This is a genomic window from Pseudomonas sp. NY15463 (genome assembly GCF_048068415.1).
Taxonomy (GTDB): Bacteria; Pseudomonadota; Gammaproteobacteria; order Pseudomonadales; family Pseudomonadaceae; genus Aquipseudomonas; species Aquipseudomonas mosselii_C.
Window position 1 is genome coordinate 371,504 of the sequence record NZ_JBLUQD010000006.1, and the last position, 20,660, is coordinate 392,163.

19 protein-coding genes are annotated in these 20,660 nt (G+C 62.5%); 5 read left to right on the forward strand and 14 right to left on the reverse strand.

Annotation, left to right across the window (positions count from 1 at the left end):
- Positions 1-14 precede the first annotated feature (14 nt).
- Positions 15-1,010 carry an alpha/beta fold hydrolase gene (locus ACNFIC_RS17595; protein WP_138221108.1) on the forward strand — a complete coding sequence of 332 codons (996 nt, stop codon included), beginning with the start codon at positions 15-17 and terminating at the stop codon, positions 1,008-1,010.
- A gap of 25 nt (positions 1,011-1,035) precedes the next feature.
- Here the strand turns inward: ACNFIC_RS17595 and ACNFIC_RS17600 are convergent, their stop codons facing one another.
- The 11 genes from ACNFIC_RS17600 to ACNFIC_RS17650 all read right to left on the reverse strand — a co-directional run bounded on the left by ACNFIC_RS17600 (position 1,036) and on the right by ACNFIC_RS17650 (position 13,301).
- Positions 1,036-1,362, reverse strand: a complete 327-nt coding sequence (locus ACNFIC_RS17600; RefSeq protein WP_138221178.1) for a GlpM family protein — start codon at positions 1,360-1,362, stop codon at positions 1,036-1,038.
- A 34-nt stretch (positions 1,363-1,396) separates the two neighbouring features.
- A complete protein-coding gene (locus ACNFIC_RS17605) occupies positions 1,397-2,725 on the reverse strand; it encodes a sigma-54-dependent transcriptional regulator (protein ID WP_138221109.1) in 1,329 nt (442 codons plus the stop codon).
- Entirely contained in the window at positions 2,722-4,620 is a 1,899-nt protein-coding gene (locus tag ACNFIC_RS17610) for a sensor histidine kinase (protein ID WP_138221110.1), read from the reverse strand. The genes ACNFIC_RS17605 and ACNFIC_RS17610 overlap by 4 nt, the downstream gene beginning before the upstream one ends.
- Before the next feature lie 61 nt (positions 4,621-4,681).
- Complete coding sequence (locus ACNFIC_RS17615; protein ID WP_416781521.1) at positions 4,682-5,416, reverse strand: amino acid ABC transporter ATP-binding protein; 735 nt, start codon at positions 5,414-5,416, stop codon at positions 4,682-4,684.
- Complete coding sequence (locus tag ACNFIC_RS17620) at positions 5,413-6,084, reverse strand: amino acid ABC transporter permease (RefSeq protein ID WP_138221112.1); 672 nt, start codon at positions 6,082-6,084, stop codon at positions 5,413-5,415. Before ACNFIC_RS17620 ends, ACNFIC_RS17615 begins: the two co-directional genes overlap by 4 nt.
- Positions 6,085-6,831, reverse strand: coding sequence for an amino acid ABC transporter permease (locus ACNFIC_RS17625; protein WP_138221113.1), 747 nt, complete (start codon positions 6,829-6,831; stop codon positions 6,085-6,087).
- A 150-nt stretch (positions 6,832-6,981) separates the two neighbouring features.
- Positions 6,982-7,899 carry a glutamate/aspartate ABC transporter substrate-binding protein gene (locus tag ACNFIC_RS17630; protein ID WP_138221114.1) on the reverse strand — a complete coding sequence of 306 codons (918 nt, stop codon included), beginning with the start codon at positions 7,897-7,899 and terminating at the stop codon, positions 6,982-6,984.
- Positions 7,900-8,223: 324 nt separating this feature from the next.
- Positions 8,224-9,741 (reverse strand): glycerol-3-phosphate dehydrogenase, encoded by a 1,518-nt coding sequence (gene glpD, locus ACNFIC_RS17635; RefSeq protein WP_416781522.1) that lies wholly within the window; start codon positions 9,739-9,741, stop codon positions 8,224-8,226.
- A gap of 253 nt (positions 9,742-9,994) precedes the next feature.
- Positions 9,995-10,750, reverse strand: coding sequence for a DNA-binding transcriptional repressor GlpR (gene glpR / locus ACNFIC_RS17640; protein ID WP_138221116.1), 756 nt, complete (start codon positions 10,748-10,750; stop codon positions 9,995-9,997).
- Positions 10,751-10,891: 141 nt separating this feature from the next.
- Positions 10,892-12,382: a glycerol kinase GlpK gene (gene glpK / locus ACNFIC_RS17645; RefSeq protein WP_138221117.1), complete on the reverse strand. Its 1,491-nt coding sequence runs from the start codon at positions 12,380-12,382 to the stop codon at positions 10,892-10,894.
- Positions 12,383-12,449: 67 nt separating this feature from the next.
- Positions 12,450-13,301: an MIP/aquaporin family protein gene (locus ACNFIC_RS17650; RefSeq protein ID WP_138221118.1), complete on the reverse strand. Its 852-nt coding sequence runs from the start codon at positions 13,299-13,301 to the stop codon at positions 12,450-12,452.
- A 304-nt stretch (positions 13,302-13,605) separates the two neighbouring features.
- Here ACNFIC_RS17650 and ybaK point away from each other — a divergent pair, with 304 nt between their 5' ends.
- Both ybaK and ACNFIC_RS17660 read left to right on the forward strand, forming a co-directional pair.
- A complete protein-coding gene (gene ybaK / locus ACNFIC_RS17655; protein WP_138221119.1) occupies positions 13,606-14,076 on the forward strand; it encodes a Cys-tRNA(Pro) deacylase in 471 nt (156 codons plus the stop codon).
- A gap of 123 nt (positions 14,077-14,199) precedes the next feature.
- Positions 14,200-14,979, forward strand: a complete 780-nt coding sequence (locus ACNFIC_RS17660) for a PhzF family phenazine biosynthesis protein (protein WP_416781523.1) — start codon at positions 14,200-14,202, stop codon at positions 14,977-14,979.
- Between the two features lie 87 nt (positions 14,980-15,066).
- Here ACNFIC_RS17660 and ACNFIC_RS17665 read toward each other — a convergent pair whose 3' ends face one another.
- Both ACNFIC_RS17665 and argF read right to left on the reverse strand, forming a co-directional pair.
- Complete coding sequence (locus ACNFIC_RS17665; protein WP_138221121.1) at positions 15,067-16,176, reverse strand: ABC transporter ATP-binding protein; 1,110 nt, start codon at positions 16,174-16,176, stop codon at positions 15,067-15,069.
- Complete coding sequence (argF, locus tag ACNFIC_RS17670; protein WP_138221122.1) at positions 16,173-17,093, reverse strand: ornithine carbamoyltransferase; 921 nt, start codon at positions 17,091-17,093, stop codon at positions 16,173-16,175. Before argF ends, ACNFIC_RS17665 begins: the two co-directional genes overlap by 4 nt.
- A gap of 362 nt (positions 17,094-17,455) precedes the next feature.
- Between argF and ACNFIC_RS17675 the strand changes: the two genes are divergently transcribed.
- Both ACNFIC_RS17675 and grxD read left to right on the forward strand, forming a co-directional pair.
- Positions 17,456-19,564 (forward strand): molybdopterin oxidoreductase family protein, encoded by a 2,109-nt coding sequence (locus tag ACNFIC_RS17675; RefSeq protein ID WP_416781524.1) that lies wholly within the window; start codon positions 17,456-17,458, stop codon positions 19,562-19,564.
- A 91-nt stretch (positions 19,565-19,655) separates the two neighbouring features.
- Positions 19,656-19,991 carry a Grx4 family monothiol glutaredoxin gene (grxD, locus tag ACNFIC_RS17680; protein ID WP_136913238.1) on the forward strand — a complete coding sequence of 112 codons (336 nt, stop codon included), beginning with the start codon at positions 19,656-19,658 and terminating at the stop codon, positions 19,989-19,991.
- 101 nt (positions 19,992-20,092) lie between these two features.
- Here grxD and bfr read toward each other — a convergent pair whose 3' ends face one another.
- The gene (bfr, locus tag ACNFIC_RS17685; protein WP_138221124.1) at positions 20,093-20,566 is read right to left on the reverse strand and encodes a bacterioferritin; all 474 of its coding nucleotides are present in this window, start codon (positions 20,564-20,566) and stop codon (positions 20,093-20,095) included.
- Positions 20,567-20,660: the final 94 nt, after the last annotated feature.

Sequence of the window (20,660 nt, forward strand, 5' to 3'; positions counted from 1 at the left end):
CTGGTGTTTCTTTCATGCGGGCGTTTCTGTTCTTTGTTTTCTTGCAGGTCGTGGCGCAGGCGAGCTTCGCCGAAGGTCGCTGCGACCCTCACGTTCCGGTGCAACGCGCCGAGCTGGGTGAGCTGAGCCTGGTCTACCAGAGCGTCGGCGCGCCCCGTGATCCTGCGTTGCTGCTGGTGATGGGCCTTGGCGGGCAACTGATCCATTGGCCGGACGATGTGGTCGAGGCGCTTTGCCGCCAGGGCTTTCGGGTGATTCGCTATGACAACCGCGACGTGGGCCTGTCGCGCTGGAATCGTCTGCCTGACTCGGCCAATCTCACCGTCGAGCTGTTGCGCTACAAGCTCGGCCTGCCGGTGTCGGCGCCCTACAGCCTGACCGACATGGCCGGTGACGGCCTCGGCCTGATGGATGCGCTGCACGTTCGCCAGTTCCATGTGTTGGGGGTGAGCATGGGCGGGATGATCGCTCAACACATTGCAGCCATGGCACCGCAGCGGGTACGCAGCCTCACGCTGGTGATGTCCAGTTCGGGGGCCGCAGGCTTGCCTGCGCCCAATCCGGCGCTGGTGCAGTTGCTGGCCCGGCGCAGTGCGCCTAGCCGAGAAGTGGCCATTGAGCAGCAGGCCGACCTGTTGGCAGCGCTGGGCAGCCCTCAGGTCAAGGATGACCGCGCCGTGCTGCTGCAGCAGGCCGCGCAGGCTTATGACCGGGCGTTCAACCCGGAAGGTGTCAAACGCCAGATCATGGCGATTCTTGCCGAGCCGAGCCGGGTGGAACTGCTCAATCAGTTGCGGGTGCCGACCCTGGTGGTGCACGGCACAGCCGACCCACTGTTGCCGGTGATGCATGGCGTGCACCTGGCGGCGCATATCCAAGGTAGCCAACTGCGCCTGATTCCGGGCTTGGCGCACCGTTTCCAGGAGCCATTCAAGCAGCCTTTGCTAGGGGCCGTGCTGCCCTACTTGCAGGCCCACCGACAAGACGCGACCCACCTCGCCGGATTGTGAGTACCTCGGCGTATCCTGCAAACCTTCAGTGCATCCGCACCCACAGCGTCACCAGTACACTCGCTGCCATCAGCCAGGCTACGGTCGCCAGTGCCAGCGAGGTTTCCAGGCGCAGGCGCTCGACCAGCAGGTATAGGGTCGCCAGGTACACGAAGTACGGAATGATCGACCACATCCCGAACACGATGGTGGCCTTCAGGTCGGCCACCGAGCGGCCCTTGCCGACGATGTAGTGGGCGATCAGGGCGAAGGTGGGAAACAACGGCACCAGCCCGGCGATGTAGTAGTTGCGTGTTTTCGACAAGATCGCCAGCAGCACCACCACGCCAGCGCCCAAGGCGGCTTTGAATATCAGGTCCACGTTGCGGTTCCGAGTTGGGGGCAGGTCAGCCGAGGCCGTATTTTTTCACTTTGTCGAACAGCGTGGTCTTAGCCATCCCCAGTTCCTGGCTGGCTTGGCTGAGGTTGCCGCCGGTGCGGTGCAGCGCTTCGCTCAGTAGGTTGCGCTCGAACGCCTCCACCGCCTCGGCAAAACCCAGCCCTGCGCTGGCCGCGCCGCTCGCGCCTTTCTTGAACGCCGGCAGACCCAAGGCGTAGCGCTCGGCCACGTTGCGCAGTTCGCGCACGTTGCCCGGCCAGTCGTGGGCCATCAGCCGCGACAGCGTCTGGCTGTCGAGTTCAGGTGCCTGGCGATCGAAGCGCAGTGCCGATTGCTGCAGGAAGTGCTCGAACAGTTGCAGGATGTCCTCGCGCCGCTCGCGCAGCGGTGGCAGTTCCAGGGTTACCACGTTGAGCCGGTAGTACAGGTCGCTGCGAAACTGTCCGCTCTGGCCGAGGGCGTCGAGGTCGGACTTGGTGGCGGCGATCACCCGGCAGTCCACCGCAATGCTCTGGTTCGAGCCCAGGCGTTCCAGGGTCCGCTCTTGTAGCACCCGCAGCAGCTTGATCTGCAGGTTGATCGGCATGCTTTCCACTTCGTCGAGGAACAGCGTGCCACCATTGGCGTGCTCGATCTTGCCGATACGGCGCTTGCCGGCGCCGGTGAAGGCATTGGCCTCGTGGCCGAAGATCTCGCTTTCGAACAGGTTCTCGGGCAGGCCGCCGCAGTTCAGGGCTACGAACGGCTGGCCCTGGCGGCGGCTGAAGTCGTGCAGGCAGCGCGCGACCAACTCCTTGCCGGTACCGGTCTCGCCTTCGATCAGCACGTTGGCCGAGGTATCGGCGACATTGGCGATCAGTTCGCGCAGTTGCTGCATGGCCGGTGAACGGCCGATGATGCGGCCCTCCAGGCTGTTCTGCTCGGCCAGTTGGCGACGCAGGGCGACTACCTCGCGCGACAGGCCGCGCTGCTCCAGCGCGCGTCGTACCACATCGACCAGGCGCTCGGGCGAGAAGGGCTTTTCCATGAAGTCGTAGGCGCCGTTGCGCATGGCGCCGACCGCCATGTCGATGTCGCCGTGGCCGGTGATCAGCACCACCGGCAGGCTTCGGTCACGGGCCTTGAGGCGGTTGAGCAATTCCAGGCCATCGATGCCTGGCAGACGGATATCGCTGACCACGATGCCGGCAAAGTCATCGCCGATGCGTTCGAGGGCCTGTTCGGCGCTGCCGACACCCTCGCACGCGATGTCCTCCAGGGCCAGCGCCTGTTGGCAGCCGAGCAGCACATGCGGGTCGTCTTCGACAATCAGGACGGTAAGGGGGGCTTGGTTCATGGAAGGTCTGCCGATTCGCGGGGGGGAGAGGCCAGGGGCAGGGCGAGGACGAACGCGGTGCCGCCGGCAGCGGGGTGTTCGACGCTCAGGGTGCCCTTGGCTGCGGTGACCAGGCTGGCCGACAAGGTCAGGCCCAGGCCCAGGCCATGTTCGCCCGGTTTGGTGGTGAAGAACGGTTCGAACAAGTGCTTGCGCGCCTCCGGGTCGATGCCGTGACCGTTATCGCGCACTTGCAGGCGGTATTTGTCGCCCTGAATTTCGCCTTCCAGCCACAGTTGCGGCTGAGGCTGGCTAGCCATGGCGTCGAGGGCGTTGCCGATCAGGTTGACCAGGATCTGTTCCAGGCGTGTCTGGTCGATCGCCAGTTGCTGATCGTCGAACTGGCAATGCAGCGTGCACGTACCGGTGCGGTTGGCCAGCACTTGCAGGGTCGCGTCGACGGCCTTTTGCAGCGAGGCCTGTCCGCTGTCGTCGCCGCGCCGGGCGAACGAGCGCAGGCTGGCGGTGATGCGTCCCATGCGGTCGATCAGGTCGTTCATGGTGCGCAGATTGGTGCTGGCGGTTTCCAGCGCACCTCGCTCGAGGAAGCGCACAGTATTGCCCGACAGCGTGCGCAGCGCCGCTAGCGGTTGGTTGAGTTCGTGGGCGATGCTGGTGGACATTTGCCCGATTGCCGCCAGCTTGCCGGCCTGCACCAGTTCATCCTGGGCATGACGCAGGGTCTGTTCGGCGTGGCGGCGTTCGCGAATCTGCCCCTTGAGTCGTTCGTTACTGGCACGCAGGTCGGCGGTGCGCTCAGCGATGCGTCGCTCAAGCTGGCTGTTGGCCTCTTGCAGCGCCTCGCGTGCGGCCAGGCGTGTGGCGATCACCTTACGCCGCTCGTTCCAGGCGATGCCGAGGATCGCCAGCAAGGCGAACGCCACGCCCACCAGCACGCCCTGCACTATCGATTCGCGGCGCAGGTCCTGTAGCGGGGTGAGCAGGGTGAAGTGCCAGGGCGTGTCGGCCAGGCGTCGGGTCTGGGCCAGATAAGCGACCTCGCGCGAGCTGCCCTGGCTGGTTTCGCTGTTGGCCGGGAAGGTCAGTTTTTCGACGCCGTCGGCGAGGGTTTCGCGGGCCAGTGGCTGTAGCTCGTTGAGCGGCCACCAGTAATATTGCAGGCTGCGCGCCAGGCGTTCCTTGATCTGCGGTGTCAGCGGGCGCACCGATTTCAGGCGTCGGGCCGGGTCGCTGGAGAGGATGATGATACCGTTCTCGTCGCTGACGAAGGCTTCCAGGCGTGCGCGTTGCCAGCGTTCCTCGAGGGTGTCCAGGCGTACCTTGATCACTGCGACGCCTATGATCTTGCCGTGCTCCTCCAGGCCGTGTGCCAGGTAGTAGCCAGCTTCGCCGGTGGTCGTGCCGATCCCGTAGAAGCGCCCAGGCTCGCCGCGCACGGCGGCCTGGAAGTAGGCACGAAACGCTAGGTCTTCGCCGAGAAACGAGTCGGCGTCGCGCCAGTTGCTGGTGGCCTGTACCCGGCCGTTGGTGTCGAGCACGAAGATCGCCCGGCTGCGACTGCGCCGGTTGAGGCCTTCGAGGTATTCGTTGACTGCCTGGCGCTGGCTGCCGTCGGGGTCAGTGAGCAGTTGCGAGACGCTGTCTTCGAGTTCCAGCAGGCTCGGCAGGTAGGTGTATTTGCTGATTTCACTCTCGACCGTGCGCGCATGCAGTTCCAACGCGCGCTCGCCGCTGTCGCTGAGGGTGCGGATGCCGTTGTTCTCGCTGACGATGAAGCCGACGAAGCCCAGCCCGATCATCAGCAGGATGATCAGCGGTGGCAGCAGCAGTTGGCGTATCAGGCGGGATTTCACGGCGGGCTGGGCAGGGCGAAGGAGCGAAGGGTCGCATTTCATCACAGTGGCCTTGTCACGACCAGCATCCGCTGCCCGGTTGGGCAGCGGCGTTGGGGCCTGCTTAGTGCTGCAGGATCTTGCTGAGGAAGTGCTGGGTGCGTTCGTGGCGACCTTGCGGATCACCGAAGAAGGCTTCCTTCTGGCAGTCCTCGATGATGCTGCCCTTGTCCATGAAGATCACCCGGTTGGCCACCTTGCGGGCAAAGCCCATTTCGTGGGTCACGCACATCATGGTCATGCCTTCGTTGGCCAGCTCGACCATCACATCCAGCACTTCGTTGACCATCTCCGGGTCGAGCGCCGAAGTCGGTTCGTCGAACAGCATGACGATCGGGTCCATCGACAGCGCGCGGGCAATCGCCACGCGCTGCTGCTGGCCACCGGACAGTTGGCCAGGGTGCTTCTTGGCATGAGCGCCGAGGCCGACGCGGTCGAGCAGGGCCAGGCCTTTCTTGGTGGCTTCGGCTTCGCTGCGTCCGAGTACCTTGCGCTGGGCAATGGTGAGGTTCTCGGTGATGGTCAGGTGCGGGAACAGCTCGAAGTGCTGGAACACCATGCCGACCCGCGAACGCAGTTTGGGCAGATTGGTCTTGGGGTCGGCGATCGAGGTGCCGTCAACCACGATGTCGCCTTTCTGGAACGGCTCCAGGGCGTTGACGCACTTGATCAGGGTGGACTTGCCCGAGCCGGACGGCCCGCATACCACCACCACTTCACCTTTCTTGACCTCGGTGCTGCAATCGGTCAGCACCTGGAAGTCGCCGTACCACTTGTTGACGTTCTTGATGGAAATCATACGGTGATCCTTTTTTGCAGGCGCTTGACCAGCCAGGAAGCGGAGAAGCTGATGATGAAGTAGACGACACCGGCGAAGATCAGGAACTCATGCGAGCGTCCGATGATGTCGCCGTTGGAGCGCGCCGAATTGAGGAAGTCGACCAGGCCCACGGTGTACACCAGCGAGGTGTCCTGGAACAGGATGATGCTCTGTTGCAACAGCAGCGGGGTCATCTTGCGAAACGCCTGGGGCAGGATGATCAGGCGCATGGTCTGGCCGTACGTCATGCCCAGGGCCTGCGCTGCACCCATCTGGCCCTTGGAGATCGACTGCACGCCGGCGCGGACGATTTCACAGAAATACGCGGCCTCGAACATCATGAAGGCCACCACGCAGGAGGTGAAGGCCCCTACCGGAGTGTCTTCGCCCGTGATCCAGCGCAGCACGAACGGCACCGCCAGGTAGAACCAGGTGATCACCAGCAGCAGCGGGATGGAGCGGAAGTAATTGACGTAGGCGCCGGCGAGGTTCGACAGCAGCTTGTTCGAGGAAAGGCGCATCAAGGCCAGAACCGTGCCCAGCGCGATGCCGCCGACCACACCCATGACCATCAGTTGCAGGGTCATGAGCATGCCGTCCCACAGGGCTGGCAGGGCGGGGATGATTTCGCTGAAATCCATGTCCATTTACTTGCCTCCCACGGAAATCAAGCCAGGCACGGCGACTTTCTTCTCGACCAGGCGCATGAGCAGCATCAGGCCCATGTTCAGGGTGAAGTAGATCAGCGTGGCAAGGGTGAACGCTTCGAACAGGTTGGCGGAGAACTCAGCGGTCTGCTTGGTCTGTGCCAGTAACTCCATCAGGCCGATGAGCGAGGCCACCGAGGAGTTCTTGAACACGTTCAGGAACTCGGAAGTGAGGGGCGGAATAATGATCCGGTAGGCCTGTGGCAGGAGCACGTTGGTATAGATCTGCGACAGGCTGAAACCCATCGCGCGGGCGGCGGACTCCTGGCCACGCGGCAGTGCCTGGATACCAGTACGCACCTGTTCGCAAACCCGTGCGGCGGTGAACAGGCCCAGGCACACGACCACGCTGATCAGCGCCGAGGTGGTCGGATTGAGGTCCTGCTTGAACCACTCCTGCAAGCCTTCTGGCAGCAGGTCCGGCACCAGGAAGTACCAGATGAACAGCTGCACCAGCAGCGGCACGTTGCGGAACAGCTCGACGTAGAGCGTGGCAATCCCTGACACCAGACGGTTGGGCACGGTGCGCATGACGCCAAGGATCGACCCCAGCAGCAGCGCGATGATCCAGGCGGAAATGGCGATGGCGATGGTCCATCCGAGACCTGTGATGTACCAGTCCAGATAGGTTTCGCTGCCCACGCCGGTGGACTTGAAGAACACGCTCCAGTCCCAGTTGTAATTCATCGGGATTTCCCCTCAGACGGTTGTTTCACGGGCACCTTCTAGCATCCGGGGGCGCGGGGCGCCCTCGGATGAAAGGGTAGACACATAACCAGTGGCCTGTCGGAATCGATTCGCGCAGTTGAGCGCCAGGCCACTATTGACCGCTGAGGATCAGGACTTCTTCTCGTCCGCAGCCTTGTCGGTCGGCTCGGCGATCAGTTTCTTCAGCTCGTCGCTCATCGGGAACTGAAGGTTCAGGCCCTTAGGTGGGATTGGCTGTTGGAACCACTTGTCGTAGCTCTTGTTGACCTCGCCCGACTTGAAGTAGGCCACGATGGCCTCGTCCACGGCTTTCTTGAAGGCCGAGTCGTCCTTACGCACCATGCAGCCATAGATTTCATACGACTGTGGGGTGCCGGTGATGACCCAGTCGGACGGTTTGCGTGCCTTGGCCATTTCGCCGGCCAGCAGTGCGTCGTCCATCATGAAGGCCACGGCGCGGCCGCTTTCGAGCATGTTGAAGGCTTCGCCGTGGTCTTTTGCCGAGATCACGTTCATCTTCATCTGCTTGTCGGCGTTCATCGCTTTGAGGATGCGCTCGGAGGTGGTGCCGGCGGTGGTTACCACGTTCTTGCCGGCCAGGTCAGCGAAGTCTTTGTAGGCTGGCTGGCCATCCTTGACCTTGGTCAGCAGGCGGGTGCCGACTTCGAAGATGCCCACCGAGAAACCGACTTGCTGCTGGCGCTCGACGTTGTTGGTGGTGGAGCCGCATTCCAGGTCGACAGTACCGTTTTGTACCAGCGGAATACGGGTTTGCGAGGTCACCAGGTTGTAGCGGACTTTGATGTCCGTGCCCAGTTGCTTCTTGAGTGCTTCGACGACTGCAAGTTGGATGTCGTGGGAGTAGCCTACCGGCTCTGGCTTGCCGGCCAGGTAGGAGAACGGAATGGAAGAGTCGCGGTGGCCCAATGTGATGGTGCCCGAATCCTTGATCTTCTTCAGGGTACCGGTCAGCTCTTCAGCCATGACGGGCGACGAAATGACCGCGGCCGCGATGGCGGCGCCCAGCAATTGACGAACGATGCGCATCAAAATTTCCTCGACATGTTTGTTTTTTTTATGGAGCCGTTGGCGGACTCTTTCGTTCAACGAATACAACATCATGCGTTGTGCATTCGGCTTCCAAGTGTAGAGCATGACTCGTGCCAAGCTCCGCTTCCGATCATAACGGCGCGAAAACACTGGGGTTTAATGTTTTCTCACGGTTTTTTGAGGGAATGTTTCGTACGGATTGCCGAACGGATTAAACGAAGTTATTCGGAAATCCGAATGAGTGAGGGGCAGCGGGTAGGGGCGCATTGCGCCCCTTTGCGGGCCTGTACCGCTAAGGCAGCCCTGTAGTGCCCGGCGCAATCAGGCGGCTTTGGCCTGGGCCTGTTGCAGGTAGTCGGCCAGGGCCTGCCGCTCGTTGGCGCTGAGGAACAGGCCGAGCTTGGTACGGCGCCAGAGAATGTCTTCGACGTCGGCCGCCCACTCCTGGCTGCACAGGTAATCCACTTCGCGGCTGAACAGACCGCCGCCGATGGCCAGGCCCAAGTCTTGCGGGCCCTTGACGCCTTCCAGCAGGCGCCACGCGCGGCTGCCATAGGTCACCGCCCAGCGCTTGGCGATGTCCACCGGCAGCCAGCCATGACTGGCCAGCAGGGCGTCGATCAGGACTGGTACGCTGGTCATGGATTCCCCGCCCGGCAGCGCTGCGCTGGCTGTCCAGCTACCGCGCATCTGGGTGAAGAACGGCTTGAGTTCAGCCATGGCCGATTCGGCCAGCTTGCGGTAGGTGGTGAGCTTGCCGCCGAACACCGACAGCAGCGGGGCCTGGCCTGCGCTGGCCGACAGTGCCAGGGTGTAGTCGCGGGTCACCGCCGAAGGGTTGTCCGACTCATCGTTGCACAGCGGACGGACACCGGAGTAGGCGTGCAGGATGTCGGCGCGGCTCAGTTGGTGATTGAAGTGCGTGTTGACCACCTTGAGCAGATAGTCGGTCTCTTGCTCGGTGATCGCGACTTGCGCGGGGTCGCCGCTGTATTCGCGATCCGTGGTGCCGATCAAGGTGAAACGGTCCAGGTAGGGAATGCAGAACACGATGCGCTGATCTTCGTTCTGCAGAATGTAGGCATGTTCGCCTTCGTACAGGCGCGGCACGATCAGGTGGCTGCCTTGGATCAAGCGGATGCCGTAGGGCGCGCTCAGGCCCAGGTCATCTTTGATGAAGCTGGCCACCCATGGGCCAGCCGCGTTGACCAGCGCGCGGGCACGGATGATCTGGCGAGTGCCGTCGGCGTGTTGCAGGGTCACTTCCCAGATATCCGCTACGCGCTCGGCACCCAGGCAGCGGGTACGGGTATGGATATGTGCGCCTTTTTCGCGCGCGGCCATGGCATTGACTACTACCAGGCGGGCGTCGTCCACGGCGCAATCGGCATATTCGAAACCGCGGGTGATGGCCGGCTTGAGCGGGTAGCCCGGGCCGAAGCGCAGGCTGCGCGAGGCGCCCAGGCGCTTGCGCTTGCCCAGGTGGTCGTACAGGAACAGGCCGGCGCGGATCATCCAGGCGGGGCGCAGGTGCGGGCGATGCGGCAGCACAAAGCGCATGGGTTTGACGATATGCGGCGCCTTGGCAAGCAGTACCTCGCGCTCGGCCAGGGCTTCACGGACCAGCCTGAACTCGTAGTGTTCGAGGTAGCGCAGGCCGCCGTGGATCAGCTTGCTGCTGGCCGAGGAGGTGTGTTGGGCCAAGTCGTCTTTTTCGCAGAGCAAGACGCTCAGGCCGCGCCCTGCCGCATCGGCTGCGATGCCGACGCCATTGATGCCGCCGCCGATCACGGCGACGTCGTAGCAGTCGAGTGGTTGTGGCGAAAGGGACTGGGACACGGCAAGGCCTCCTGAGGTTGCTCACATCGAATGTGAACATTAATGTTCGAATTCGAAAATACTAGCGCAATGAACAGGCGGTCGCCAGTCAGTCTTTATAGAAAATACTGATCGGATGACAAGCAAGTGAACAAAAACGAAAGTCAGAGGTAAGCGGCAAGCGGCAAGCGGTAAGCTTCAAGCCGCAAGAAAAAGCCGAACTCCGATTGACAGGATGTCTCGGTCCGGCTTTTTCTTGCAGCTTGCAGGTCGCTCAGACCACTTCGAGGCGGATCTTGTGTTGGTTGAGCTGCTGGGTGAGCGAGGGGGAGGGGGGCTGGTCGGTCACCAGGCAGTCGATCAGGCTGATCGGACCCAGGCGCACCATGGCATTGCGCCCGAATTTGCTGGAGTCCGCGGCCAAGATCACCTGCCGAGCATTGGCGATGATCGCCTGGGATACACGCACTTCCTGATAGTCGAAGTCCAGCAGGCTGCCGTCCTCATCGATGCCGCTGATGCCCACCACGGCGAAATCCACCTTGAACTGGCTGATGAAATCGACGCTGGCCTGGCCCACCACACCGCCGTCGCGACGAACCGTACCGCCCGCTACCAGCACCTCGAAGTCGTCCTTGGCGCCGAGGATTGCCGCCACGTGGAGGTTGTTGGTGATGACCTTGAGGTGGTTATGGTTGAGCAGGGCGCGCGCGATGGATTCGGTCGTGGTGCCGATGTTGATGAACAGCGAGGCATGGTCGGGAATCTGTCGGGCCACCGCTTCAGCGATACGCTGCTTCTCGTCGCGCATCTGGTCGGCGCGCATCGCGTAGGCCGTATTTTCGATACTCGAATCGTAGGCCGCGCCGCCGTGGTAACGCCGTAGCAGGTTCACTTCGGCAAGCTGGTTGATATCGCGGCGAATGGTCTGCGGCGTGACGACGAACAGCTGCGCCATTTCCTCGATGCTGACGTAACCGCGCTCGCGGACCAGCTCAAGGATTTGTTGTTGGCGTGGAGGCAGATTCATGGGGCGGTCCTTAGGGGCTGCCGGACAAATGCTGCATGAAACCAAAAGGCAGCCTTGAGCTTCAAGCTGTAAGCGACAAGAAAAAGCCTGAACGCGTATTCATCAGCTGTTTCTTGTCGCTTGAGGCTTATCGCTTGAGGCTTATTCTTCCCAGTCGCGGGTGCGCTCCACCGCTTTGCGCCAGCCCTTGTACAGCTTCTCCTTGGTCGCCTCATCCAGCTGCGGGCTGAACTCGCGCTCGATGACCGCCTTGTCGCGCAGCTCGTCCAGTCCGCTCCAGAAACCGCAGGCCAGGCCTGCCAGGTAGGCTGCACCCAATGCCGTGGTTTCGCGCATCTGCGGGCGCTCGACACAGGTGCCCAGGATGTCGGCCTGGAACTGCATCAAGAAATTGTTGGCGACTGCGCCGCCATCGACCCGCAGTTCGCTCAGGCGTTGGCCGCAGTCTTGCTGCATGGCGTCGAGTACGTCGCGGGTCTGGTAGGCGATCGACTCCAGTGCCGCGCGGATGATGTGATCGACCTTGACCCCACGTGTCAGCCCGAACAATGCACCCCGGGCATACGGATCCCAGTAGGGAGCGCCCAGGCCGGTGAAGGCCGGCACCAGGTAAACGCCGTTGCTGTCCTTGACCTTACTGGCGAAATACTCGGTGTCGTAGGCGTCGTTGACGATTTTCAGCTCGTCGCGCAGCCACTGCACGGTAGAGCCACCATTGAACACGGCGCCTTCCAGGGCGTAGGCCACTTCACCGCGCGGGCCACAGGCAATCGTGGTGAGCAGGCCATGCGACGACTTGACTGCCTGCTTGCCGGTGTTCATCAGCAGGAAGCAGCCTGTGCCGTAGGTGTTCTTGGCCTGACCGGCCTCGACGCACATCTGCCCGAACAGCGCCGATTGTTGGTCACCGGCGATACCCGCAATGGCGATACCGCTCTTGGTATGGCCGTAGACCTCGGACGAGGGGCGTACCTCGGGCAGCATCTGGCGTGGGATGCCGAGGATCTCGAGGAGTTTTTCATCCCATTGCAGGGTATGGATGTTGAACATCAGGGTGCGCGAGGCGTTGGTGTAGTCGGTGACGTGCACCTTGGCGCCGGAGAATTTCCAGATCAGCCAGCTGTCCACGGTGCCGAACAGCAGTTCACCGCGTTCGGCGCGCTCGCGCACGCCTTCGACGTTATCGAGGATCCACTTGAGCTTGGTGCCCGAGAAGTACGGGTCGGTGACCAGGCCCGTGGCCTCGCGGATGTAGTCTTCATGGCCGTCGCGTTTGAGCTGGGCACAGATCTCGGTGCTGCGGCGGCACTGCCAGACGATGGCGTTGTACACCGGGCGTCCGGTTTGCTTGTCCCACACCACGGTGGTTTCACGCTGGTTGGTGATGCCGATGGCGGCGACCTGCGCATGGCTCAGGCCAGCCTGGGCCAAGGCCTCGACCATGGTTGCGCTCTGCGTGGCGAAGATTTCCATCGGGTCGTGCTCGACCCAGCCGGCTTGCGGATAGTGCTGGGCGAATTCGCGTTGCGAGGTGCCGACCACATTGGCGTCGCGGTCGAAGATGATGGCCCGCGAACTGGTGGTGCCCTGGTCCAGGGCGATGATGTAGTTCTTGTCCAGGTTGTCTGTCATGGCGATGACCTTGCACGAAAATGGGGGGAGTTCAGGGCGTGGCGGGCCCTCGGGCCCGGCGCTGGCCTCAGGAGGTCTGGGTATCGCCCTGAGAATTATCGTCTGTCTGTGGCGCGACGGCCTCTGTGCTGGGCAGGTGGCGGGCGATCAGGCCGCGGTACAGGGCGGCGCCCAGGCTCGCGCCAAGAATCGGTGCGAACACGGGCACCAGGAAATACGGGAGATCACGGCCTCCGGTAAAGGCGATCTCGCCCCAGCCGGCCAGGAATGTCATCAGCTTTGGCCCGAAATCGCGGGCCGGGTTCATCGCGAAGCCGGTCAAAGGGCCCATGGCGCTGCCGATCACGGCGATCAGCAGGCCGATCAGCAGCGGGGCGGTGGCGCCGCGTGGCAGCCCGTTGTTGTCGTCGGTCAGGGCCATGATGACGGCCATCAGGATCGCGGTAATGATCACTTCCACCAGGAAGGCCTGGCCAGTGGACAGCGCCGGGTGCGGATAGGTGGAGAACACCGAGGCCAGTTCCAGACTGGCCTGGCTGCCGCGCAGCATGCCGTGGGATTGTTCGAAATCGAAGAACAAGCTGCTGTACAGCGTGTAAACGAGCGCCGCGCCGCAAAAGGCACCGCACACTTGGGCAAGGATGTAGAACGGCAGTTTGCGCCGCTCGAAACCGGCGAATACGCAGAGCGCGATGCTCACGGCCGGGTTTAGGTGCGCGCCTGAAACACCGGCGGTGAGGTAGATCGCCATGCTCACGCCGACCCCCCAGATGATGCTGATTTCCCACAAGCCAAAGCTGGCACCGGCGACTTTGAGCGCGGCGACGCAGCCAGTTCCGAAGAAGATGAGCAATGCAGTGCCGATGAATTCGGCCAGGCATTGGGCGCTGAGCGCAGGTTGTCGTAGAGCAGTGGTCATGTAGGTCCTCGCTTTCTTGTTGTTGTGAGTCGCTAGGCGCTCGACAGCAAAAAGCCCGGGGTCGATCCCCATTGACGCCGGGCAGGTACGATGTGCGCACTCTATAGGTGCAACGATCATTCGCAAACGAAAAAATATAGACAAGAAACGCTGATGTCAAAGGTCGAAAATGAACGTTCAGCCACTTTCTGACCGCTTTGGCTTCTCGTGATCTGCAACCACTGCTCTAACGTGGGGCATTCGCTGGAGGGGGCGGGGAATTTCCCTTAAAGTAGCGGCGATCTGTGATCGATTGGAGCTGTCGATGACCCCCGCTCTGGACCTGTTGAAGAAGGTGCGCGCCGAACACCGCGTGCATAGCTACGAGCATGACCCGAAAACCGCCTCCTACGGCTTGGAGGCGGCGGAAAAGCTTGGCCTCGATCCGCAGCGGGTGTTCAAGACGCTGCTGGCCAGCAGCGAGAAAGGCGAGTTGCTGGTGGCGGTGGTGCCAGTGGTGGGCAGCCTGGATCTGAAGGCCCTGGCCCACGCAGCCGGGGTGAAAAAGTGCGAAATGGCTGACCCGCAGGCCGCCCAGCGTGCCACGGGCTATCTGGTGGGCGGCATCAGCCCGCTAGGCCAAAAGAAGCGCTTGCGCACCTTCATCGACCAATCCGCCCAGGCGCACGACAGTATCCATGTCAGCGCCGGCCGTCGTGGGCTGGAGGTCGAACTGTCGGCTGCGGTGCTGGCCGAGCATACCCAGGGCCGTTTCGCCGAGATCGGTCGCGTGTGAGCAGGCCTCGCGCTTGGCTGCGCATGATCTGTATGGTCGCAAAAAACCGCACTCTGTCACTGTTCGCTCTGCGCGCGTTGCCCCATGCTCGGCCTTCTACATCAAGGACAGAAGGACCGTGTCATGCAGTTGCACTTTCATCAGGTCGATGCGTTCAGTGATCGCCCATTCGCCGGCAACCCCGCCATGGTCTATTTGCTGGAGCAATGGCTAGAGCCGTCGTTGATGCAGCGTATTGCTGCCGAGCACAACCTCGCCGAGACCGCCTTCGTCGTGCCCAAGGGCGAGGCCTATGAAATCCGCTGGTTCACCCCGACGACCGAAGTGCCGTTGTGCGGTCACGCCACCCTGGCCAGCGCCCATGTGCTGTTCGAGGTGTATGGCGAGCAGAAGCCGCGCTTGGACTTTCACAGTCAGTCCGGTCCGTTGAGTGTGAGCCGTGAGGGCGATCGCCTGCTGCTGGACTTCCCGCGCATCGATCCGCAACCGGTCGAGCAGCCGTTGCCGGTGGCCGAGGCGCTGGGCTGTGAAGTGCTCGAGGTATGGCAGAGCAAGGAGTTGTTCGTGGTCTTGTCGTCGGAGCAGGCGGTGCGCGATTGCGTGCCTGACATGGCGGCGTTGGCGAGCTTGCCAGGGCTTGGGGTAATCGTCACCGCACGCGGCGACCAGCATGATTTTGTTTCTCGCTATTTTGCCCCGGCCATCGGCATTCCAGAGGACCCGGTGACCGGCGCCACCCATTGCCTGCTCATTCCCTACTGGGCCGAGCGTCTGGGCAAGACAGAGCTGAGCGCCGCCCAACGTTCGGCGCGTGGCGGGGAGTTGTTCTGTAGGCTGGAGGGGCAGCGGGTGAAGATCGGCGGTCATGCCACGCGCGTGGCCAGCGGCACCCTGACACTCTGATACGCCGCCCTGTCTGGGAGAAGGGCCCTGCGAGCGCGGGGCCCGAGCTAATCCGGGGGTAGGTGGTGGGCTGCTGCGCAGCAGCCCTCAGTGCGCCGAGCTGTAGCGGCGAACGCCACTTTCCTGGAGCTGCAATTGGGCGGCCACGCTGCCCGGCACCGGGAACAGCACCAGATGGTCGGCGGCCACGGCGATGCCAACGTCCTGGCCGACCTGATGGTCGATGTGGCTTGGGAAGATGGCTTCCAGCTCGCTGCCGGTGGGCAGTTGCAAGCGGTACAGGGTCGATGCGCCGAGGAAACTCTTGCCCACGACCTGTGCGCGCAGCGTGCTGTCCGGGGCGTGGACGATGTCGTCCGGTCGCAGCAGCACGTCGACCGAACTGCCAGCCGCCAGGGTGTAGGCGCGGTTGCCGCGCAACTCGCCCAGTTCGGTCGTCACTGCTTCATGGCTGCTCATCTGGCCGCGAATGAAGTAACCCTGGCCAATGAAGCTGGCGACGAATGGCGTTTGCGGTTCGTGGTAGAGGTTGTAGGGCGTGTCCCACTGCTCCAGCCGGCCTTCCTTGAAGACCCCGACCTGATCGCTGACCGCGAAGGCCTCTTCCTGATCATGGGTGACCAGGATGGCGCTGGTGCCCCGGCTTTTGAGGATCGCGCGAACTTCGTGGCTCAGGCGTCGGCGCAATTCGACGTCGAGGTTGGAGAACGGCTCGTCGAGCAGCAGCAGTTGCGGCTCTGGCGCCAGGGCGCGGGCCAGGGCGACGCGTTGCTGCTGGCCGCCGGACAGCTCGTGGGGATAACGCCCGCCGAGGCCACTGAGCTTGACCAGTTCGAGCATCTCTTCGACGACCGCCGCCTGGTTGGGCTGCTTGGCGATACCGAAGGCGATGTTCTGCGCCACCGTAAGGTGCGGGAACAGCGCATAGTCCTGGAACACCATGCCGATGCGACGCTTCTCCGGCGACAGGGTGAACCCTGCGCGGGAGATCACCTCGCCGGCCAGCTGGATCTCGCCCTCATGCACCGGCTCGAACCCGGCGATGGCGCGCAGCGTGGTGGTCTTGCCGCAACCGGAGGAGCCCAGCAGGCAACCGATGTCGCCTGCGTTGAGGTGCAAGTTGAGGTTCTGGACGATGCGCTGGTCGCCATAGCCGCAGGCGAGGTTGCGCAGGTTGAGCAGTAGGGGTTGACTCATGCGTGGTGGTAAGCCGGTTCTACAAGGAATTCCAGAAGGGCCTTCTGTGCATGCAGGCGGTTTTCAGCTTCGTCCCAGGCGACCGAACGAGGGTCGTCGAGCAGGTCCTGGCTGATTTCCTCGCCGCGATGGGCGGGCAGGCAGTGCATGAACAGGGCATCGGGTGCCGCCAGGTCGAGCAGTTCGCGGGTGACCTGGTAAGGCGCGAAGTGCGCCAGGCGCCGTGCAGTTTCCTCTTCCTGGCCCATGGAAGTCCAGACATCCGTGGTCACCAGATGAGCGCCATGCACGGCTTGCTTGGGATCGCGGATGATCTGTACGCGGTCGCCACCCAGCGCGAGGAAGCGTGCGGCCGGCTCGTAGCCTTCAGGGCAGGCGATGCGCAGTTGGAAGTCGAATTTAACCGCGGCCTCGATGTACGAGTTGCACATGTTGAAGCCGTCGCCGATCCAGGTCACGGTCTTGCCCTGGATCGAGCCACGGTGTTCGAAGAACGTCTGCATGTCCGCCAGCAGCTGGCACGGGTGCGATTCGTCGGACAGGCCGTTGATCACCGGCACCTTGGAGTTGGCGGCGAATTCGGTGAGGGTGCTGTGCGCGTGGGTACGGATCATCACCGCATCGACCATGCTCGACAGGACGATGGCGCTGTCGGCGATCGGCTCGCCACGGCCCAGTTGCGTGTCGCGTGGCGACAGGAAGATGGCCTGGCCGCCGAGCTGGATCATGCCGGCTTCGAACGACACGCGAGTACGGGTGGAGGACTTTTCGAAGATCATCCCCAGCACGCGGTTCTTCAGCGGCTCGAACAGCACGCCGCGCTTGCGCAGGGCCTTCAGCTCGATGCCTCGGCGGATCACACCGAGCAATTCGTCGGTGGTGAAATCCAGCAGGGAGAGAAAGTGCCTAGCGCTCATATTGACTACCTTATCTGCAACGGTGTGCAGGTCGACCGTATGGTTTTGTTGACAACGGGAGTGACCTGCGGCGTAAGCCGCACGGGGCGGACGGAATAGGGAAAGGCGCAATACTATAATTAAATGTCGCCTCAAACCAAGGGGAGAAACAGCCTCTATGTATCAGCGGGTGACGTAAACCCTTGCGGCGAGGCTGTTTTTTATTTGCTACAGCGGTTGTACACGGCCCCGCGCGTATTTTGCAAATCTCCTGTCGTGAATCGTGGGCCTGATGTCGCCCGATTCACGCCGCGAAGCGCGCTGGCAGCGCCGTCGGTGCCGGCGCATAGTCGGGCATTCTGAACACTACGGCAGAGACGGCCATGACCAAGACCCTGCATCACCGAGCCTGTCACCTGTGCGAGGCCATCTGCGGCCTGAATATCGAAGTCAGCCATGCCGACGACGGTCGTGCCAGCATCAGCTCGATCAAGGGCGATGCCCTGGACCCGTTCAGCCGTGGCCACATTTGCCCCAAGGCCGTCGCGCTGCAGGATATCCAGGAAGACCCCGACCGCCTGCGCCAGCCCCATCGGCGTATCGGCGAGCGCTGGCAGGCGATTGGCTGGGACGAGGCCTTCGCCCTGGCCGCCGAGCGGCTGTGGGCGGTACAGCAGGCCTACGGGCGCAATGCCGTGGCGGTGTACCAAGGCAACCCCAGTGTGCACAACTATGGGTTGATGACCCACAGCAACTATTTCCTCGGGTTGCTTAAGACGCGTAACCGCTTTTCAGCGACCTCGGTCGACCAGTTGCCCCAGCACCTGACCAGCCACTTGATGTACGGTCACGGCCTGTTGCTGCCGATCCCGGATATCGATCACACCGACTTCATGTTGATTCTGGGCGGCAATCCGCTGGCTTCCAATGGCAGCATCATGACCGTGCCGGACGTCGAAAAGCGGCTCAAGGCGCTCAAGGCCAGGGGCGGACGACTGGTGGTGGTCGATCCGCGGCGCAGCGAAACGGCGGCGATGGCCGATCAGCATCTGTTCATTCGTCCCGGTGCGGACGCGGCATTGCTGGCGGCGATGCTGCACACCCTGTTCGCCGAAGACCTGGCGAGGGGCTCGCACCTGCCGGTCAACGGCCTTGAGCAGGTGCGCCAGGCCATTGCGCCGTTCAGCGCCGAGGCCATGAGCGTGCACTGCGGCATTGCCGCCGAGGCCATTCGTCAGTTGGCTCGCGCGTTCGCCGCTGCCGACAAGGCCGTGTGCTATGGCCGCATGGGGGTGTCGACCCAGGCCTTCGGTTCGCTGTGCCATTGGCTTGTGCAATTGATCAACCTGGTCACCGGCAACCTTGATCGTGAAGGCGGGGCGCTGTGCACCGAACCTGCCGTGGACCTGGTAGCGACCACCTCCGGTGGCCATTTCAACCAGTGGCAGAGCCGGGTATCGGGACTGCCTGAGTACGGGGGCGAGCTTCCCGTCTCGGCCCTGGCGGAAGAAATCCTCGAACTTGGCGAAGGTCAGGTGCGGGCGCTGGTGACGGTGGCTGGCAACCCCGTGCTGTCGACCCCCAACGGTCGCCGCCTGGACCAGGCGCTGGAAGGCCTGGATTTCATGCTCAGCATCGATCTCTACATCAACGAGACGACGCGCCATGCCGACCTGATCCTGCCGTCTACCTCGGCACTGGAGAACGATCACTACGATTCCACCTTCAACGTGTTGGCGGTGCGCAATGTGACCCGGTTCAACCGGGCGATCCTGGCCAAGCCCGAAGGCGCGCTGCACGACTGGGAAATCTTCGTCGGCCTGGCCAAGGCCTTCGCTGCCCGTGCCCAGTTGCCACTCAAGCCAACCGTGGCGCCGGCCGAGATGATCGAACATGCCTTGCGCACAGGCCGCTACGGTGACCAGACTGCGCATCGGCTGTCGTTGCAGACCCTCGACCAGCACCCTCACGGCCTGGACCTTGGGCCCCTGCGTCCGAACCTAGCGGCCCGTCTGCGCACCCCCTCCCAGGTCGTGGAAGCGGCGCCCGCTGCCTTGCTTGGCGATCTACAGCGCCTGGCCTGCCAGGCACCGCCGAGGCCTGGCGAGTTGCTGCTGATCGGTCGGCGTCATGTACGCAGTAACAACTCCTGGATGCACAACTACCATCGGCTGGTCAAAGGCAAGCCACGGCATCAGTTGCTGATGCACCCTGACGATCTGCGCCAGCGTCATCTGCAGGATGGCCAGACCGTGCGCATCCGCTCGCGCACCGGCGTGCTCGAGGTACAGGTACAGGCCTGCGACGACATGATGCCCGGCGTGGTCAGCTTGCCACATGGTTATGGGCACAACCGTCGAGGGGCGCAATTGCAGGTGGCCGCTGCGCAGCCTGGGGTGAGCGCCAACGATCTGACCGACGAGCACCTGCGCGATGGTGTATCGGGGAATGCCGCGCTCAATGGCGTGCCTGTGGAGGTGGAGGCGGCATGAACCTGGGCAAGGCCGAGCACGCCGCTCGGGTTTCCGATACAATGCGTCACCGTGTCGACGATCACGTCGTAAAGTTCAGCCGAGGTGCTTCATGGATATCATCGAAACAATCAAAGAGCAGATCGCCAACAACACCATTCTGCTTTACATGAAAGGCTCGCCGAATGCCCCGCAGTGCGGCTTCTCGGCCCGTGCTTCGCAGGCCGTGATGGGTTGCGGCGAGAAGTTCGCCTACGTCGACATCCTGCAGAACCCGGAAATCCGTGCCAACCTGCCCAAGTACGCCAATTGGCCGACCTTCCCGCAACTGTGGGTGGGTGGTGAGTTGGTCGGCGGCAGCGACATCATGCTGGAGATGTTCGAAAAGGGTGAGTTGCAAACCCTGATCAAGGAAGCCGCCGCCAAGGCCAAAGCTTCCGAAGCCTGATTCAGGTTACCGACACGAAGAACCCCGCCAGGTGCGGGGTTTTTTGTGCCGGTAAAGAAAAGCCCCGCGCATGGCGGGGCTACTGATCGTAGAGACTGAAGTTACTCTTCGCCCATCTGCGATTGCAGGTAGTTCTCCAGGGTGACCTTGTCGATCAGGCCCAGCTGGGTTTCCAGCCAGTCGATGTGCTCTTCCTGAGATTCGAGAATGTCTTCGAGTACGTCGCGCGAGCCGAAATCGCCAGCGGTTTCGCAGTGGGCGATGGCCGCTTTCAGGTCGGTGTGGGCTTTTTTCTCAAGCTTCAGGTCGCACTCGAGCATCTCTTTGGTGTGCTCGCCGATCATCAGCTTGCCCAAGTCTTGGACGTTGGGGATACCTTCGAGGAAGAGAATCCGCTTGATCAGCTTATCGGCGTCCTTCATCGCAGTGATGGACTCTTTGTACTCAAGCTTGCCGATCTTGTTCAGGCCCCAATCTTCGTACATGCGCGCGTGCAGGAAGTACTGGTTGATTGCGACCAGCTCGTTTCCGAGGATCTTGTTGAGATGCTGGATGACGCTTACGTCGCCTTTCATGTTGGGGTCCTGCCCTATAAAAGTTGAGCCAATGCCGACGAGTTTGAGCCTCACCTTTATCTATGTCAAACCTAAGTTATTGAATAATAAATGA

Coding starts and splice junctions, on each gene's coding strand:
- ACNFIC_RS17595 (WP_138221108.1), top strand. CDS start 15: ATGCGGGCGTTTCTGTTCTTTGTTTTCTTGCAGGTCGTGGCGCAGGCG.
- ACNFIC_RS17605 (WP_138221109.1), bottom strand. CDS start 2,725: ATGAACCAAGCCCCCCTTACCGTCCTGATTGTCGAAGACGACCCGCAT.
- ACNFIC_RS17610 (WP_138221110.1), bottom strand. CDS start 4,620: ATGAAATGCGACCCTTCGCTCCTTCGCCCTGCCCAGCCCGCCGTGAAA.
- ACNFIC_RS17615 (WP_416781521.1), bottom strand. CDS start 5,416: ATGATTTCCATCAAGAACGTCAACAAGTGGTACGGCGACTTCCAGGTG.
- ACNFIC_RS17620 (WP_138221112.1), bottom strand. CDS start 6,084: ATGGACATGGATTTCAGCGAAATCATCCCCGCCCTGCCAGCCCTGTGG.
- ACNFIC_RS17625 (WP_138221113.1), bottom strand. CDS start 6,831: ATGAATTACAACTGGGACTGGAGCGTGTTCTTCAAGTCCACCGGCGTG.
- ACNFIC_RS17630 (WP_138221114.1), bottom strand. CDS start 7,899: ATGCGCATCGTTCGTCAATTGCTGGGCGCCGCCATCGCGGCCGCGGTC.
- glpR (WP_138221116.1), bottom strand. CDS start 10,750: ATGAATCTGCCTCCACGCCAACAACAAATCCTTGAGCTGGTCCGCGAG.
- glpK (WP_138221117.1), bottom strand. CDS start 12,382: ATGACAGACAACCTGGACAAGAACTACATCATCGCCCTGGACCAGGGC.
- ACNFIC_RS17650 (WP_138221118.1), bottom strand. CDS start 13,301: ATGACCACTGCTCTACGACAACCTGCGCTCAGCGCCCAATGCCTGGCC.
- ybaK (WP_138221119.1), top strand. CDS start 13,606: ATGACCCCCGCTCTGGACCTGTTGAAGAAGGTGCGCGCCGAACACCGC.
- ACNFIC_RS17660 (WP_416781523.1), top strand. CDS start 14,200: ATGCAGTTGCACTTTCATCAGGTCGATGCGTTCAGTGATCGCCCATTC.
- ACNFIC_RS17665 (WP_138221121.1), bottom strand. CDS start 16,176: ATGAGTCAACCCCTACTGCTCAACCTGCGCAACCTCGCCTGCGGCTAT.
- argF (WP_138221122.1), bottom strand. CDS start 17,093: ATGAGCGCTAGGCACTTTCTCTCCCTGCTGGATTTCACCACCGACGAA.
- ACNFIC_RS17675 (WP_416781524.1), top strand. CDS start 17,456: ATGACCAAGACCCTGCATCACCGAGCCTGTCACCTGTGCGAGGCCATC.
- grxD (WP_136913238.1), top strand. CDS start 19,656: ATGGATATCATCGAAACAATCAAAGAGCAGATCGCCAACAACACCATT.
- bfr (WP_138221124.1), bottom strand. CDS start 20,566: ATGAAAGGCGACGTAAGCGTCATCCAGCATCTCAACAAGATCCTCGGA.